Source organism: Sulfolobus sp. A20, assembly GCF_001719125.1.
In the GTDB taxonomy this organism is placed as follows: domain Archaea; phylum Thermoproteota; class Thermoprotei_A; order Sulfolobales; family Sulfolobaceae; genus Saccharolobus.
Window position 1 is genome coordinate 1,090,974 of record NZ_CP017006.1, and the last position, 17,449, is coordinate 1,108,422.

Below are 17,449 nucleotides of genomic sequence, written 5' to 3' on the forward strand. Positions count from 1 at the left end.
TACAAAATTTTTATATGAAAGCAGTAATAGTTAGACCCCCTAATAGAGGAATCGAAGTGAAGGAAATCGACTTAGGGATTAAGCAACCTAATTCTAATGAAGTTTTAGTAAAAACGTTATTCACGGGTATTTGTGGAACGGATAGAGGTATTGTAAACGCACAGTTAACATTTTCGAGATCTCCAAAGGGGAAAGACTACTTAGTGTTAGGTCATGAAGGATTTGGACAAGTCGTTGATGTCGGAGATGGGATCAAGGAGATCAAAAAGGGAGATTATGTAGTTCCGATTGTGAGAAGGGGTTGTGGTAAATGTTCCAACTGTTTAGTCGGTAGGCAGGATTTTTGTGAAACTGGTGAATTCGTAGAAGCCGGTATTAGAGGTCATGATGGTTTCATGAGAGATGAATTTATTGAAAAAGAGGAATATTTAGTTAAAATACCATCGGAGATAAAGGATATCGCAGTGCTTTTAGAACCTTTATCAAATGTGATAAAAGCATATAACGAGTTAACTTTTGTACAGAGAAGGATGATATGGTGGTGTAAAGAGGGAAGTTATTCTTGTAAAAATGCTGTTATAATTGGCTCTGGTCCAATAGGTATTCTTTTTGGTATGCTTTTCTCTTCACAGGGTTTTAATACTTATATTTTAAATAGGAGAGATCCATCTGCAGTAGAAGAATATATCACAAAAAAAGCTAATATTGAGTTCGTAAATACGCTGAAGACTCCAAGTTTATCGCTTAATATAGACGTTTTAGTAGATACTTCTGGTCATCCGTCGGCTTTTATCCCACTAATGAAACTACTTAACAAAAACTCTGCAGTGGTACTGTTTGGTACAACTGGTGGGGAGAAGTCAGAAATCACTGCTGATTTGGTTACATTTCTAGTTGAAAATAATATATTGCTAGTTGGTAGTGTTAATGCTAGCAAAAAGGATTTCATGGATGGTGTAAACTATTTAACGGTATGGAAGAATATTTATGGTGATTCTCTGAATAGGATGATAACAAGAGTAGTTAAGGCTGAAGAGGCTCCCTCAGTTTTGTACAAAAAATCTCCTGGCGAGATAAAAACTGTAATATCATGGGCTTAATTGATGTTTAAGTTCTTCTATAGCTCGTTTTATCTCTTCCATTGATGCTTCGTCCTCAAGTGTTGAGATGTCTCCTGCACTAGATCCTAACATTACAGCCTTTATTACTCTTCTCATCACCTTGCCGGACCTAGTCTTCGGCAAAGCTTTAACGAAATGTATATCTAAAACTACTATTGGTCCCAGTATCTTTCTTACGTGTTCTTGAATACTATTAGCTAACTGAGGTGAAGGTTCATATCCTTGTTTTAAGACTACGAATGCATGAGCTACCTCTCCCTTTACTTGATCTGGAATCCCAATTACGGCAGCCTCGGCTACAGATTGATGTGAAGTTATAGCTGATTCTATCTCGCCGGCTCCTAACCTGTGTCCAGCTATCTTTAACGTTTCATCGGCTCTACCAGTCACCCACACGTATCCTTCGGAGTCTATCATAGCAAAGTCACCAGTATAATAAATGTTAGGGAACTTATTGAAGTAAGTCTTTATGAGCCTTTCACCATTATTATCATTCCACATCCCTATCATCATACTTGGTGGGAATGGTGGTTCCATAACTAAATATCCCCTTTCATTTACTATCTCTTCTCCCTTATCATTCAATACTTTAATCTTATTTCCCGGTAATGGAAATCCTGATGAAGGTCCAGACTTCATAGGTAAGTATAATGGATAACCGGGCATATAGCCAATATTTGGAGCACCGGTTTCAGTTTGCCACCATTGGTGAGACATATAAACTCTTCCTCTTCCAATGCTTTCTAAACCAAATTTCCATGGAGCATAGTTTAACGGTTCCCCATTAGTAACGATGATTCTAAGTGATGATAAATCGTGAGCTCGTATATAAGAATCACCATACTTCATCAAGTATCTTAAGAATGTAGCAGAGGTTCCAAATGTGGTAACTCCATATTTTTCAATTAGTTCAGCCCATTTATCTGGATAAGGATAATCTGGAGCACTTTCATAGACAACTACGGTCCTTCCCATGATTAAGGGGGAATAAGTTATGTAAGAATGTCCTACAATCCAGCCAATATCCGAAGTGTTGAACAAAACATCATTTTCTTGGCTTAATCCATAACTCCATAATAACATAGCTGAAGTACCTACTAAAAACCCCCCAGTTGAATGAACTATTCCCTTAGGCTTTCCAGTAGTTCCCGATGTATAAAGGATAAACAAAGGATGAGTGGACTCTACTGGCTCTGGCTCAATATACTTATATTTTCCTATCTCGTCAAAGAAAACATCTCTTCCTTCCTTAAATGGTATCTCAATTCCAGATCTTTTATATACTATAACATTTTTTACTGAATTGTTAGGAATTTTAGTAAAGGCTTCATCGACAACCTTCTTTAACTCTACTATTTTTCCCCTTCTATAGTAAGCATCAGCAGTTATCACTAATTTAGATTCAGCATCGCTTATTCTATCAGCTAATGCTTGAGAGCCGAAACCGGCGAAAACTACACTATGAATTGCTCCGATTCTTGCACAAGCAAGCATTGATATTATTCCTTCTGGTGTCAGTGGCATGTAAATTGTCACTCTATCACCCTTTTTGACACCTAATTCTCTAAGGGCATTACTCCATTTATTTACTTCATAAAACAAGTCTTGGTACGTTAATACTTTCTTTTCTCCCCTTTCAGATTCCCAAATTATGGCAGCTTTGTATTTTTTATTACTATTGAGATGTCTATCTATAGCATTGTATGAAGCATTTAACTTTCCACCAACAAACCATTTTGTTAATACTTCTTGCTTAAAGGTCTCTATCCAAGGCTCATACCAACTAATTAGCTCATTAGCTAATTTACCCCAAAAACCAGCTGGGTCTTCAACACTCTTCCTGTATATATCCTTATAGAGCCTTTGATTGTAATCAACTTTTTCCACTATCTCTTGTAATTCCTTAATTGTTCCAGAAATTTCTTGAGTCATATGGAATCATATAAATTTGTTTATATCATACTAAAAAACCTTATTCCCCACTATTTAGATTAATTAGAACATTCAAAAATGTCCATACTTTCTGACGAGCTAAGCTGTCAAACCATGAGAGGGAAAAAAGTCAAAATTTATTGAGGATTTGATTTTGTTATTTTTTAATCTATTAATTTATATCTTAATACTTTATGGGATTTATTTCAAAATAGCTTTATCAAGTTTTTCAGGTTCAAATTTAGATATGAAGATTTCTTCATTGCCATATTTTGAAAAATGGTTAATTTTAGGTATAATCCTAGGAGTCGTTATAGGGTTACTTGTAATATTATTTTACTTCTTACTTAACCTTTTTACTCATATATTTTTAATGGATTTCGTTGAAATTTCTTATCCGTATCCAATAGGTGAAGGTGGTTCCTTAAATTTCGTATTTAGAACTGGAAGGTATATTCTTATACCAGTTTCCCTAGCGATCGGAGGCTTATTATCCGGTTTGATAGTATATTTTTTCGCTCCGGAGACAGCTGGAAGTGGAATTGACTATGCTATTTCCTCTTATCATTACAGACAAGGTAAAATGAGGTGGAGAGTAGTTCCAATAAAAATAATTGCTTCAGCAATAACCATGGGTTCTGGCGGAAGCGCGGGTAGTGAAGGTCCGTCAGCTCAATTCTCAGCTGGAATTGGATCAGTAATCTTAGACTTATTAAGATTGTCACCAGAAGATAGAAGAAGAGCTGTCGCAGTGGGAATAGGAGCTGGAATTGGTATAATTTTTAAAACACCAATTGGCGGAGCGTTACTAGCTTCTGAGATCCTTTACAAAAGGGATTTAGAACCAGAAGTAATATACCCCGCCTTAGTAGCTTCTGCAATTGGCTATACAATATTTGGATTATATGCAGGGTTTGAACCTATATTTGGATATTACTCAATTCCCTTTAATCCATTAAGGCTTCCAATGTACGCAATCATAGGAATAATTTCTGGCTTGTTGGCAATACTATATGTGAAGACGCTTAATGGAGTTAATACCCTCTTCGTAAGAATGAAAAAAGTTCCTAATTATTTGAAACCTTTAATAGGCGGTGGATTAGCTGGGTTAGTAGCATTGATGGCTCCAGAGGTTTTATCTACCGGAGAAGGATGGATAAACTTAGCCGAATATGGGAAGTTCTCAGCTTTTTATTCTCCCGTTCTCCCATTATTAGCTCTTTTAGTATTGCTTCCTATTTTAAAAATACTAGCAACATCTTTTACAGTTAGCTCTGGTGGTAGTGGGGGTGTCTTCATACCGGGTTTATTCATTGGTGCTTTTATTGGGGCTGATTTTGGCTTAGTTTTCCATTACTTCTTCCCCAATGTAGCCTCTTCCTTAGCACCATTTGTAATTATAGGTATGATAAGTTTCTTTGCAGCAGCTGGCAAGGTTCCGTTATCTGTTCTCATAATGGTAACTGAGATGACTGGTAGTTTACAGCTATTACCTGGAGCTATGATAGCTGTAGCGCTATCATATTTAGTATCAGGTAATTATACGATTTATCCATCTCAGTTGACTTCTAGAAGAGATTCACCAGCACATAGATCAGAGTATGAAACACCGATCCTTACACTAGTTAAAGTTTCCTCGTGTAAAATAGACGATATTAAGGTTAGATTTCATGATACAGTAGAAAATGCATTAAAGCTAATGTATGAGAGGAATTATCTAAGTTTACCGGTAGTTGATGATAATTCCAACTTCATCGGGGTCGTGTATTTAAAGGAGATTGAGGATAAACCATTAACAGATATGGTAGGCAAATACGTAGTTAGGGGAACCCCTTATGTTTCGTTAAGCTCTTCATTAGAGGAAGCCTTAGAAATACTAGCTAAAAGTAAATGTATTCCAGTGGTAGATAAAAACAAACTTTTAGGGATAGTAACTATTGAATCAGTTTTACAAGCTTATGAAGAAGAAGCTAAAAAGGTAAGACAAAGTAGTAAGTTACAATAATGGTCTTCTTCTAGAATGTTTACCACCTTGTCCCTTAAATCTTTCCTCTTCCCAAACGTTTCCACGCTCATGATAGCCTCTTTCTTCCCAATAACCGTCTACGTATTCTTTCAAAAACTCTATTTCTGTTAACCATTTAGCACTCTTCCAACCATATAAATGGGGTATTATTGGTCTAGCTGGAAAACCATGTTTTAGAGGTATTTTATCACCATTCATCTTCAATGCTATGATTACATTTTCCTTTAATACATCATCATAAGGTACAATTGACGTATATCCGTCTAAGCTATAGAACATAACCCATTTGACTCCTTCCCTAACCTTAGCTAAGTCTATAATTAACTTGAAAGGAATCCCTTCCCATTTAACCTCCTTAACTGACCAGCCTGTAACACAATGGAAGTCTTCTACTATTTCCTTCATTGGCATTTTTAGTAAATCATCGTAAGTGAGTGATACTTGATTCTCAACCTCTCCACTAACCTTAAGCTTGTACGAGTTTAAATTAACTTCAGGTAGTCCAAATTCAGCATACACTATAAAGTTTCTTACGTACTTCTGATTAGGTGGTATTTTTAACTCTTGCATAATGCTAGATTTAATAACTACAAATAAAAGCTTGAGTTAGAAAAATTTTAATATAGTTCGTAACAAAAAAGGAAAGAAGAAGGATGTTCTTAAAGTAATGATAGAATTAATTCTAATTTGCATGAATTTTTGCATTATAAAGTAAAACGTTCTATTAGTGACTTTTACAGTTGCCGTTATTAAGCTATGTTTTAAGTCAAACTTATTGAAGATCCTAAGCTACTGTATATTAATGATCCAATTTTACATATTCGAAACTTTACTACATTTTCATGCAAACTGGTGAGTGTGATGCATTAATAATTAATTTACTAAACAAATATGATCACAATAAAGAGTGAAGTATATTATGATCGAGATTGTGGTATATATTATTTACTAGCTAAAAATCTTGATAAAGTTAATATTCCTACTATTCCTGCGAGGATTAGTAAGTTCGTTATACTGGTGTTAGCGGAGAAGAGTTCTAGAATTATTTCTCTAACTACAAAAGATATTCCAGCGTCAATAACATTTGCTATACTTCTTTCTTTTCCAGATAGATAATTATTTACAGCTATATACAACTCAAGAAAGACCAATATTAGAAGGGATCCTATAATAGTCGAGTTTACTAAGTCAAGTATATTTAACTTTATGACATCTGACACTATTTGAAGTACTGTTAAAATTACTTGGAAAATGATGCCCAATAATAATATAATTCTTATTATATATCCAACAAATTTTATTATATCCTTATCATTTATACCTCTCATTGTGAAAGACTTATATTTTAATATCAAAATATAGTTTATGAAAATCAAGGAAATTGAACCTATACTTCTTACCCACAAAGAGAAGGGAAGTGCTACATGGGCTTCTAGTATGATTATAGTAAGACTAACGACAGATAATGGAATGGTAGGTTATGGGGAAGCAGTACCTACGTTGAGAATAATATCAGTATATAACGCTATAAAGCAGGTCGCAAAAGGATATATAGGTAAGGAAGTTGAAGAGGTTGAAAAGAATTATCATGAATGGTATAAACAAGATTTTTATTTACCTAGATCATTTGAGTCTGTTACTGCTTTGAGTGCTGTTGATATTGCTTCTTGGGATGTTATTGGTAGGGAGTTTGGTTCTCCTATTTATAAGTTGTTTGGTGGTTTGTTTAGGGATAAGGTTCAAGTTTACGCTAATGGTTGGTATGAGAATTGTGTTACTCCAGATGATTTTTATAATAGGGCTAAGGAAGTGGTTAAGATGGGTTATAGGGCTTTAAAATTTGACCCCTTTGGAGACTACTTCGACAATATTGATGAGAAAGGTTTAAGGGAAGCTGAGGAGAGGGTAAAAGCAGTGAGGGATGCAGTAGGAGAAGAGGTAGAAATACTAATAGAACACCACGGAAGATTCAACGCAAACTCAGCAATAAAAATAGCAAAAAGACTAGAAAAATACAACCCAGGGTTCATGGAAGAACCAGTACACCCAGAAGACATACAAGGACTAAAAAAATACAGAAAAAACACAAACCTAAAAATAGCACTAGGAGAAAGAATATTGAGTCTAAAGGAAGCGATGTTTTATATAAATGAAGGTGTAAATATTTTACAACCTGATATAACTAATATTGGTGGTGTTACGATAGCCAGTAAGGTGGTCAAATTAGCTGAGTCTAATGACGTGGAAATAGCTTTTCATAATGCATTTGGCTCAATTCAAAATGCAGTTTCCTTACAATTAAGTGCAGTTACACCTAACCTATATCTATTAGAGAACTTTTATGACTGGTTCCCCCAGTGGAAAAGAGATCTAGTATTTAACGGAACTCCAGTTGAAAATGGATATGTTAATGTTCCAAACAAACCTGGCATAGGCGTAAGCGTTAATGAAAAGTTAATAGAAGAACTAAGAGCAGAGCCTACTCCACTAGAAGTCAAAGAAGAACCCGTGTGGGTAGTCAAAGGAACGTGGAAGAGTTATGGTGTCTAAAATGGCAGAGATTGTCACTCCCATAATAACGCCTTTCACTAAGGATAATAAAGTTGATAAGGAAATATTGAAGTCTCACGCTGAAAATTTAGTGAGAAAAGGGATAGACGTGTTGTTCGTAAATGGTACTACTGGCTTAGGCCCATCTTTAACCCCAGAGGAGAAGTTGGAAAACTTAAAGGTAATCTATGATGTTACTGATAAGGTGATATTTCAAGTTGGTAGTTTAAATATTGATGATGCCATAAAGTTAGCGACACTAAGTAAGGATTATGATATCGTAGGCATAGCCTCCTATGCTCCTTATTATTATCCAAGACTACCAGAGAAGCATCTAATAAAATATTTCAAGACTCTATGTGAGAAGTCTCCTCATCCAGTGTATTTATATAATTACCCAGCCGCAACTGGAAAAGATATTGATGGTAAAATCGCTAAAGAGATCGGATGCATATCTGGAGTAAAGGATACTAATGATAACCTAATCCACTCACTAGATTATAAGAGATTTAATCCAAATATGATAGTGTATAATGGCTCAGATATGCTAATTGCTACGGCTATCTCCACAGGCTTAAATGGCAGTGTAACAGCTGCCTCTAATTATTTGCCAGAGGTCACATTAACTATTAAGAAACTGGCTAGCGAGAAGAGGATTGATGAGGCAATAAAAATCCAATTTGTTCTTGATGAGGTAGTTGAGATATCTAGAGCTTTTGGAAGTCTATCGGCAAATTATATTTTAACAAAGTATTTCCAAGGATACGATGTAGGTTATCCTAGACCTCCTATATTCCCATTAACCACCGAGGAAGAAAGTGAGCTAATTAGGAAAGTTTCAACGTTAAAAACTAAGCTTATAGAGCTGAAAGTGATAAAAGAATAACTATGGTTGATATAGTAACATTAGGAGAGCCTCTCATTCAATTCAATTCTTTTACTTTAGGTCCACTAAGGTTTGTAAATTATTTTGAGAAGCATGTAGCAGGCTCTGAATTAAACTTTTGCATTGCTGTTATAAGAAATCATTTAAGCTGTGGGCTAATAGCTAAAGTGGGTAATGATGAGTTTGGCAGGAATATTATAGAATATGCTAGATCACAAGGGGTTGATGTGTCACATATTAAGGTAGATGAGTCCTTTACTGGCATATACTTTGTCCAGAGAGGATATCCAATACCAACTAAAAGTGAATTGATTTACTATAGAAAGGGGAGTGCAGGTAGCAAACTTTCTCCCGATGATATAAATGAAGATTACGTAAAGTCAGCTTCCTTAGTTCATTCTAGCGGAATAACATTAGCTATTAGTGATAATTCGAGAGACGCAGTATTTAAGGCATTCGAGTTAGGAAAGAAAAGAAGTTTTGATACTAATATTAGGCTTAAGCTGTGGTCTGCAGATAAGGCTAAGGAAACTATTCTTGAGCTATTGAAGAAGTTTGATATAGAAGTTTTAATAACTGACCCTGACGATACTAAAATCCTCTTAGATATTAGGGACCCCGATGAAGCTTACAAGAAGTATAAGGAATTAGGTGTTAAGGTTTTATTATATAAACTAGGTTCTAAGGGTGCTATAGCCTTTAAAGACGATATAAAAGTGTTCAGAGAAGCATATAAAGTTCCAGTGGAAGATCCTACTGGTGCCGGGGATGCTATGGCCGGTACTTTTGTCTCACTTCACCTTAAAGGTAAAGATATAGAATATTCTCTTGAACATGGTATAGTGGCTTCAACCCTTGTAGTAACGGTTAGAGGGGATAACGAAATTACGCCGACAACTGAGGACGTAGAAAGATTTTTAAAAGAGTTTTAGATGTAAAGGTTAATGCTTAAATTTTTGTTTAGAAATAATTTAGAATATGGAAAAAACTTCTCTAGCGATAAAGTCTAAAGAGCTTAGCGATATATATGAAGTCAAGGATGGTATTCCTTATTTTAAGACCTATCTAGCTGGACAATGGATAGGTGGAGACGAATGGCAGGACGTTGTAAGTCCAATAGATTTGAATTTGATTGCTAAGGTACCTAAAATTAGTTGGAATCAAATAGATAATACGCTGGAAGTAATTTACAAGAAAGGAAAATGGAGCATAAGGGATACTCCAGGAGAGAAGAGGCTAAAAATCTTTGATAGAATGGCCTCGTTAATTGAAAAATTTAGAGATGATTTCGTGAATGCCTTAATGATTAATAATGGCAAAACCAGAGCTTCAGCAGATGGTGAAGTTAACGCTGCGATAGAGAGACTATCAAGAGCTGACCTTGATGTGAGAGAGACTAGAGGAGACTATGTACCGGGTGATTGGAGTTCTGAAACATTGGAAACAGAAGCAATAGTAAGGAGAGAGCCGATTGGTGTAGTTCTCTCTATAGTTCCTTTCAATTATCCATTATTTGATACTGTAAATAAGATAGTTTATACTACAGTTATAGGTAATGCTATACTGTTAAAGCCACCATCTTCAACGCCAATTCCCATGCTAATGTTAGGTAAAGTGATGGAGTTAGCTGGTTTTCCTAAAGACTCTTTTGCAATACTAACTGTACCTGGGAAAGAAATGAATAATATAGTTGCGGATAAAAGAATACAAGCTATTTCTTTGACTGGCAGCACTGAAACTGGCGAAGTGGTAATAAAAAATGCCGGTATTAAACAATTCATAATGGAATTAGGTGGAGGGGATCCAGCAATAGTTTTAAGTGATGCGGACCTAGCTTGGGCTGCTCAAAGAATAGTTAGTGGTATAATCAGTTATACAGGTCAAAGATGTGATTCGATAAAAATAGTCTTAGTGGAAGAAGAAGTTTACGATACTCTGAAGGACTTGTTAGTAAAGGAAATGGAAAAAACTGTCAGAGTAGGAGATCCTAGAGAACCCACTACTACTGTTGGACCAATAATAGATCCTAAAACGGCTGATGAGTGGGAAAATGGAATTAAAGATGCTGTGGAGAAAGGAGGTAAAATATTATTTGGAGGCAAAAGATTAGGACCAACTTATATTGAACCAGCCCTTATTGAGGTTCCAAAAGATTCATTAAAGAATATCTATTTATATAACAAAGAGGTCTTTGCTTCTGTAGCTCTTTTAATTAAAATAAAGAACATTGATGAGGCTATAGAGATCTCGAATTCGAGGAGATATGGTCTTGATGCAGCAATATTTGGCAAAGATATTAACAAGATAAGAAAATTGCAAAGATTCTTAGAGGTAGGAGCAATATATATTAACGATTACCCAAGACATGGAATAGGCTACTTCCCATTTGGAGGTAGAAAGGATTCCGGTATTGGAAGAGAAGGTATTGGTTATACTATTCAATACGTTACTGCGTATAAGTCAATAGTCTATAATTATAAGGGTAAAGGTATTTGGGAATATTTGTAATAATTAACCATGATAATTTATAAGATACGAAGCCTAATTTTTTATTAAGTTGTATGGGTTTTCCATACTTCAATTAATTATTTTGATGCTTTTAGTCGCTTTAGCCTCTGATCTAATGTCTAAAGGTACAATCGAACTCGAAAAGAGGTTCGGTAAAGGTATAACGGGCGGAGTAATTTTAGGCATCATCAATGCCTTGCCAGAAACCATTATTGTAACCGAGGCATTACTAAATGGTTTTTATGAGGTGGCATTAGGTTCAGCGTTGGGAGGTAACATATTGCTATTTACTTTAGGCCTTGGGGTAGTGTCAATTGTCTATTACATTAAATATAGATCGAAAGTTATACAGCTAGAGGGGGAAATAAATATAGAGTACTACTCACTAGTGGTTGCTACGTTAGTCTTATTAATTTCTATAATTTATGGGAAGCTTAACATATATTTATCATTATGTCTACTATTCATCTACGCATTTTATGTTTTCAAAAGATATAAAAATTATTCCAGTAGACGAGATTCGTTTTCAAAAAATAATGTAAAGAGAGGTATAATATATTTACTAATAGGCGGATTTTTACTAATTTTTATTACGAAATATTTCATAATATCAGTAATTAATACTGCTGAGATATTAGGGGTTCCAACATTTTTAATAACAGTACTTCTAACACCTCTTGCAGGAGAGCTTGGGGAAAACCTAATTGCGGTAAAGTTAATTTCAAGCTCACCTTCAGATGCAACAACTGCCATAATCAACTTCATGGGTAGTAAGCTGGAAAACATGACGCTTTTGCTGAGCATTATTGGGATTAGTCAAACCATCAGTTTACGTTCTTCCGTATTGGAATTAATAATGATTTTATTCGCAACGATAATTTTCCTTGGAATATTGAAAGATAGAAATATTAAAATAAATGAGGGCATATCATTATTTCTCATATATACTATTTTAATCGCAATATTGATAAAATTTTCAGCTTAAAGGAATTTCTTCACATTTCAGATACGGTCGCTTTCTTCATTCAAGGATGCATAATATGTTTTTTAGATATATATTTTTTCATCCTTATGCAAAAGAATGTAATTATCGTAAGCTCTTATCTCATTTAGGAGGGACGCATTATATAGAAAAATAAGTACATGAGCTATACTTAAATATTAATTTAAATATCATATACGTAATGGTTCATGCTTGTACGAGAGACTGCTATGATACTTGCATATTTGATGATAGTCATAAACCTCTGGATATTTTTCCTTTTCAAGGATTCACGTGTTCTAGGGGAATTGCAGATTTGAAAAGAAATGATAAAAACAGAATAACCTCAGCTTTGATTGAGGGTAAAGAAGTTAGTATAGATGAAGCTATTGATTACGTGGTAAAAGAGATAAGAAAAAGAAGGAGAGATCAAATAGTTCATGTAGAATACGATGGTAATCAAGGACTTCTAACATGGTACTTTCCAGCTAGGCTCTGGAATGTAATGCAGACTGCGTCAATTGATTATTCAATATGCAGCGCCGAGGGGCATGAAGCAATAAAATCACATTACGGGAACTCAGTTGGCGCTTTGCCGGAAGATTTCGTTAAGTTCAATTCCTTTGTGATTTGGGGAAGTGAAACAGTATTTAGTTTTATCCATGGTTGGAGTCTAATCAAGGATAAGTATAAAATCGTAATAGATGTTAGGATGAGTGAGACTGCAAAGAGAAGTGAGGAGCATTATATAGTAAGACCAGGGTCTGATGTATACTTAGCTGTAGGTATAATTAAGGCACTATTCATAAGGGGGTTAGCTGATACTTCTCTCTTAGACTACCCAGAAAAACTAAAGGAGTATGTCAATAGTTTCGATGACGAAGAAATAATTCAAAGAACTGGTCTAAGTAGGGAAAGTATAGAACATCTTGCAGAGTTTTACTATAATAAAAAGCCTTTAACGATTATAGGTTTTGCTTTAGGTAGGTCTTTAAATGGTGGAGATGCGATCTCGATGATATCTTTAATACCAGCTTTATTAGGTATGAGAAACGGTTTTTATTATGCAAACTCTCAAGGTTTAGGGATAAATTTCAAATATTTAAGGGGGTTACATAAATACTCCCCATCTAGAATAGTTAAGATGGCTGAGGTAGGAAAAGAAATAGAGGAGGAGAAAATAAGTTTTATGTTTGTATGGAACTCGAATCCCCTTCACTCCTTACCAATGTCTGATAGGATTTATGAAGCAGTTGAAGAGGGTAAATTATTTCTGGTTGTCCATGATCCCTTTTGGTCTGAGACAGCTAAAATAGCAAACGTAGTTTTACCTGCTCCTACTTATTTAGAGAAGGAAGACGTAGTTTATAGTTATTGGCATAACTATCTAGTATATAATAGGCCAATGTTCCCTAAGAGAGGCATATCTGAAGTTGAGCTCATGAGGAAATTAGCTAAAAAGCTAGAAATATATGATGATCTAGTATATGAAAATGAGTTTAAGGCTATAGAATATGCGACAGGAGTTGATATAAACGAATTAAAAGCTAAGGGATATGTTAAGCTCTCTGTCAAGTACCCTAATAGTAAGATAAGGGTAGAGCCTTTGCCAGATAAGGATAAATTAGTAATTCCTAAAGATTATGTAATAGTTTTTTCGTCCCATCCAAATTATACAAATAGTCAGTTTAAGGAAACTTACGGAGATAAGCAGTGTTTAATCTATAACTCAGAAGTAGAGGGCGAGGGCTATATAATAAGCAAGTATGGTAGAGTAAAAGTTAAGTTTAAGGTAGATAGTTCATTACCTAAAGGATTACTATTCACTTTTAAGTCAAATTTAATAGGAATTGATGGAGTTCCGTTAAACTCTATTATAGGTGACAGATTTGGAAAATTTGGAAATACTCCAATAATTAATTCAGATGGTATAAAAATTTATAAAAAATAATAATCTTTATTCTGGTGGAATTTCCTTAAAAGCTAAACTTATATCAATACCCTTTCTCTTATTACTTATTTTTGCAATGTGATAAATTAGGAAGCTTACAATTAAGGTTCCTATTACGAAACTTGTAGTTATTAAATTAGGAGTATTGTTGGCTTGCATAAATCCAAAATCTGGATTTGTAGCAGCTATGTACGTTAAATACGCGAAGTATCCTGCAGATACGATTCCAGCTATTGTTAATAAATGGTTTCTATCCTTATATCCCACTTTAACGCCTGCTACACTGACGATAAGGAAGTACAAACTTCCAAGTATGGTAGCTCCATATAAAGCTAAGGCTGCAGATAACGAGAACACTGGAATTAACAATAACCCAAGAGTTAAGCCTAAGTCTAGTACATGGGCAAAAACTGGAGACCCGTTTTTATTAACATTACTAAACTTTTCCGGTAAGACTCTGTCAAAAGATAAGGCGAATACGTATCTAGAAAATACTATTACTCCATATGCTAAAATGTAAATATTCCAAGCAATTAATCCTAAACCAATTATCCATTGCAATATTGGATTTGATGCTACTGCTATGGAAGCTGTCCAGAAGTTATAAATGACAGTTGGATATGCTTGTAGGTTAAAACTATATCCACCTACTACGTCCATTTCTAAGAAAGCTCCTGTCACGAGTAGTCCGGTCATTATTAACGCTATGGGTAGGTTCCACTTTAATACCTTTTTACCTTTGAATTCTGCTGATACTGCGGGTCCTGCCTGCATCCATGGATAGGTATATAGAGCGAAGAACGGTAAAAGGAAGAGCGTAGCTGTTATTGAGATAGATGGAGGTAAGAAAGATTGCTTAGTTGACGGTATACTAACGTTTAAGTTATTAGCTGATATAAAGGTGGATATTTTAGAGTAAAAGTCTCCGGCATTAACACCTAATACTATCATAGCTAACACAAGGCTAAATATTGAAAATATTCCTAGAACTGTTACTATATGATATCCCCATTTTGCTTTGAAAATATTCATCAGTATTATTATTATAAAAACTAGTGCTGATATTCCGTATATTATTAAGTTTTGAGTAAGAGTTGGTGTAGTTACGTAAGGATTAACTATTACGTTGTTGGCTATGTATAGGAGCGAGGTGGAATGCTGATACTCTCCGATAACTGTTAATACTGTGTTTATCGCTGAAGAAGTGAAGAATGCTATTAAGGCGAAGTATGCAGTTGATTCTATCATTAGTGCCATAGCCATAGCTGACCCTAGTCCTCCATTTAAGTTTCTTGAAATCCATACGTAATCTCCTCCAGTTCTAGGCACTTTGGTATTCAAGTAAACATAAACTATCAACTGGGGAATTGCGAATAGAAAACCTATTAATGACGCTAGCCACAATACTCCACCGGGTTGAATATACGGGGATATGGATTCAAAGAGGGCAACCCCAGCCGACATATTCCCTATGTTTAAAGCTACTGCATCTAACGTTGATACATTCTTTACTAACCCAGAGGTTTCTCTTACAAATACAGTTGATCTTCCACTCACGACTATTCTTTTGATAGCGAGTATTTAAATTTACTTGTGTATAGCAAAGTATAATCGTAGTTTGGGCTATTGTTTTTACTTAAATAAGTAAATAACCAGTTGTTAATAAATGTTATGCTCAAACTTACCAATAGCCGTAAGATTCTAAAGAATTGGTTTTAAGAGGAGGAATTATATATTAGTTTTGAGTTAGAAACATAATGGATAATGAAAAAAGAGTTCGCATAATTGGTAGTATAATCTTATTACATTTAATTATATTCACATTAAAGTACCATAAAGTTAGTGGAACATCGTGTCCATATGCTTGGGTTTTACCTATTTTATTTGTTAATGATGATAATTACGATATACTAAATTCAAAATGCAGATATAATGTAGTGAAACTCTTAGAGTTATTAGTAAAAAACGGTGGACAAGTTAAGATAGAAACACTTGCATCTGAACTTAATGTTAGCAGGAAGGTCGTAAAAAATTACATTCTAAAATTGGAAAAGAACGGTCTAGTAAAAAGGTTGGATAGAGAAACTTGTGCTATAACTGAATTAGGTGAAAGGGTTTTAAATGATATAAAGTCAAAAGGGTTTTAGAGTATATATTTATTTTTGTTCTTCCCTAGGGGTTTGTCTTAAAATATCTAAGCTTTCAGCATATAAAAATCCTAAAATTATCCACCCAAAGAATATGTATGCTACATACTTTTCTACACTCGGTAAGGAATAGAGAAATATATAAGCTGAGATTAATATAGCTAAAATGCTCACCACTATTTCACCTACTCGCTTAATGAATCTCTTTAAGGATATTCTAAAAAGTGAAAAGTTAGCTGACATATGTATAAAAATGTTGAAGAGTCCGGCAAGAGCGCCCAATGCTTGAAAAGTACCATATAAGCCTAATAAGTAACTGGATAGGGTAAGTCCTATAATGAAAAATACCGTGGATAAAGCTTCAGAGTATATAGGTCTTTCCTTGTTGACTTTAGAGAAGAATTTAGGTAAAAGTTCATCTTTAGACATTGCGTAGATTACTCGTGAAGAAGCTAACATATATGCCATTCCTCCTAGCATACCATCATTTATTGCTACAACGAGTATTCCTATTCTTTCTGGCAGGTTTAAGGTAGATAGTAGAAATTGAACAAGATTTCCAGTAAAATTTAGCGAGGCTAAAGCATAGAAGAAGAAAGATGATAGTAGACCTCCTACAAGAATTACAGAAATTGCAACCTCACCAACAGTTTTTTGTGCATACTTTACCTCACCGGATAGAGGAGTTATCGAACCATAGCCAGTTGGAATACCTAAACCAAATAGTATACCTTCAATGAACTTAGTTGTAATATCTTTTTCGCTAAAGATTGGTAAGTAAAAATGAAAGTTCGATAGATAAAGAAAGAAAACAGAGAGTAACACTATTCCTATCATTTCTACGATTCCAGATCCTATAGCATATTTTGACGATATTTTGACTCCAGACATGAAGATTATTGAGGCTAGTATAACAATAATAACAGATATGTAGAAAGGACTAAATCCAGTCATCAAGTATATTATGTAAGCACTTCCAGCAAGTAATGTGCCACCGTATGCAAAAGCGTAAATTATATAGTTCCAACCAGTAGAAAGTCCTAGTTTTTCCGTTAAACCATGAAAGGCATAAGTATAATACCCACCCGATCTTGTAAATCTCTTAGATAAGAAGTAAATAACGAGACCGTTCATTAAAACAACTATCGTTGCTCCAATCATGGCAAATGTTGATAGTAACCCGGCATAAAAGATCATAACAGTGCCAAAAGTTAATAACGAGATTAATGGCCCTTGACCTCCAAACGATATGAAGAACAATTCTCTAAATCTAATAACTCTCTTCAATTCCTTGTCTTTTTCCTCACTTTTTTCAACCATTAAGCTAATAATCTTTAGGTAATATA

The 17,449-nt window shown here is 34.7% G+C and carries 14 protein-coding genes; 9 read left to right on the forward strand and 5 right to left on the reverse strand.

The window, feature by feature from the left end; all coding sequences use genetic code 11:
- The first annotated feature begins 14 nt into the window (after window positions 1-14).
- A complete protein-coding gene (locus tag BFU36_RS06060) occupies window positions 15-1,100 on the forward strand; it encodes a glucose 1-dehydrogenase (RefSeq protein ID WP_069282715.1) in 1,086 nt (361 codons plus the stop codon).
- Here BFU36_RS06060 and acs read toward each other — a convergent pair.
- Entirely contained in the window at window positions 1,089-3,053 is a 1,965-nt protein-coding gene (gene acs / locus BFU36_RS06065) for an acetate--CoA ligase (protein ID WP_069282716.1), read from the reverse strand. The genes BFU36_RS06060 and acs overlap by 12 nt on opposite strands.
- Window positions 3,054-3,300: 247 nt before the next feature.
- Between acs and BFU36_RS06070 the strand changes: the two genes are divergently transcribed.
- Window positions 3,301-5,058: a chloride channel protein gene (locus BFU36_RS06070; protein ID WP_069284628.1), complete on the forward strand. Its 1,758-nt coding sequence runs from the start codon at window positions 3,301-3,303 to the stop codon at window positions 5,056-5,058.
- Here BFU36_RS06070 and BFU36_RS06075 read toward each other — a convergent pair.
- Together BFU36_RS06075 and BFU36_RS06080 are read right to left on the reverse strand one after the other, a co-directional pair.
- A complete protein-coding gene (locus BFU36_RS06075) occupies window positions 5,050-5,649 on the reverse strand; it encodes a sulfite oxidase-like oxidoreductase (protein WP_069282717.1) in 600 nt (199 codons plus the stop codon). The two genes, BFU36_RS06070 and BFU36_RS06075, sit on opposite strands and share 9 nt — an antisense overlap.
- Before the next feature lie 371 nt (window positions 5,650-6,020).
- Window positions 6,021-6,407, reverse strand: coding sequence for a phosphate-starvation-inducible PsiE family protein (locus BFU36_RS06080; protein ID WP_069282718.1), 387 nt, complete (start codon window positions 6,405-6,407; stop codon window positions 6,021-6,023).
- 37 nt (window positions 6,408-6,444) lie between these two features.
- Here BFU36_RS06080 and BFU36_RS06085 point away from each other — a divergent pair, with 37 nt between their 5' ends.
- From BFU36_RS06085 to BFU36_RS06110, 6 genes are all read left to right on the forward strand, one after another.
- A complete protein-coding gene (locus BFU36_RS06085; protein WP_069282719.1) occupies window positions 6,445-7,629 on the forward strand; it encodes a mandelate racemase/muconate lactonizing enzyme family protein in 1,185 nt (394 codons plus the stop codon).
- A gap of 1 nt (window position 7,630) precedes the next feature.
- Window positions 7,631-8,515, forward strand: a complete 885-nt coding sequence (locus BFU36_RS06090) for a bifunctional 2-dehydro-3-deoxy-phosphogluconate/2-dehydro-3-deoxy-6-phosphogalactonate aldolase (RefSeq protein WP_069282720.1) — start codon at window positions 7,631-7,633, stop codon at window positions 8,513-8,515.
- Window positions 8,516-8,517: 2 nt separating this feature from the next.
- A complete protein-coding gene (gene kdgK / locus BFU36_RS06095; protein WP_069282721.1) occupies window positions 8,518-9,447 on the forward strand; it encodes a bifunctional 2-dehydro-3-deoxygluconokinase/2-dehydro-3-deoxygalactonokinase in 930 nt (309 codons plus the stop codon).
- Between the two features lie 46 nt (window positions 9,448-9,493).
- Window positions 9,494-11,023 (forward strand): NADP-dependent glyceraldehyde-3-phosphate dehydrogenase, encoded by a 1,530-nt coding sequence (gapN, locus tag BFU36_RS06100; protein WP_069282722.1) that lies wholly within the window; start codon window positions 9,494-9,496, stop codon window positions 11,021-11,023.
- A gap of 49 nt (window positions 11,024-11,072) precedes the next feature.
- Window positions 11,073-12,008: a sodium:calcium antiporter gene (locus BFU36_RS06105; protein ID WP_143576860.1), complete on the forward strand. Its 936-nt coding sequence runs from the start codon at window positions 11,073-11,075 to the stop codon at window positions 12,006-12,008.
- Between the two features lie 199 nt (window positions 12,009-12,207).
- The gene (locus BFU36_RS06110; RefSeq protein ID WP_069282723.1) at window positions 12,208-13,956 is read left to right on the forward strand and encodes a molybdopterin-dependent oxidoreductase; all 1,749 of its coding nucleotides are present in this window, start codon (window positions 12,208-12,210) and stop codon (window positions 13,954-13,956) included.
- A 6-nt stretch (window positions 13,957-13,962) separates the two neighbouring features.
- Here the strand turns inward: BFU36_RS06110 and BFU36_RS06115 are convergent, their stop codons facing one another.
- Window positions 13,963-15,513: an APC family permease gene (locus tag BFU36_RS06115; RefSeq protein ID WP_069282724.1), complete on the reverse strand. Its 1,551-nt coding sequence runs from the start codon at window positions 15,511-15,513 to the stop codon at window positions 13,963-13,965.
- A 200-nt stretch (window positions 15,514-15,713) separates the two neighbouring features.
- On the opposite strand from BFU36_RS06115, the gene BFU36_RS06120 reads away from it, so the two are divergent.
- A complete protein-coding gene (locus BFU36_RS06120) occupies window positions 15,714-16,103 on the forward strand; it encodes a helix-turn-helix domain-containing protein (RefSeq protein WP_069282725.1) in 390 nt (129 codons plus the stop codon).
- 9 nt (window positions 16,104-16,112) lie between these two features.
- Here the strand turns inward: BFU36_RS06120 and BFU36_RS06125 are convergent, their stop codons facing one another.
- Window positions 16,113-17,423: an APC family permease gene (locus tag BFU36_RS06125; RefSeq protein WP_069282726.1), complete on the reverse strand. Its 1,311-nt coding sequence runs from the start codon at window positions 17,421-17,423 to the stop codon at window positions 16,113-16,115.
- Window positions 17,424-17,449 lie beyond the last annotated feature (26 nt).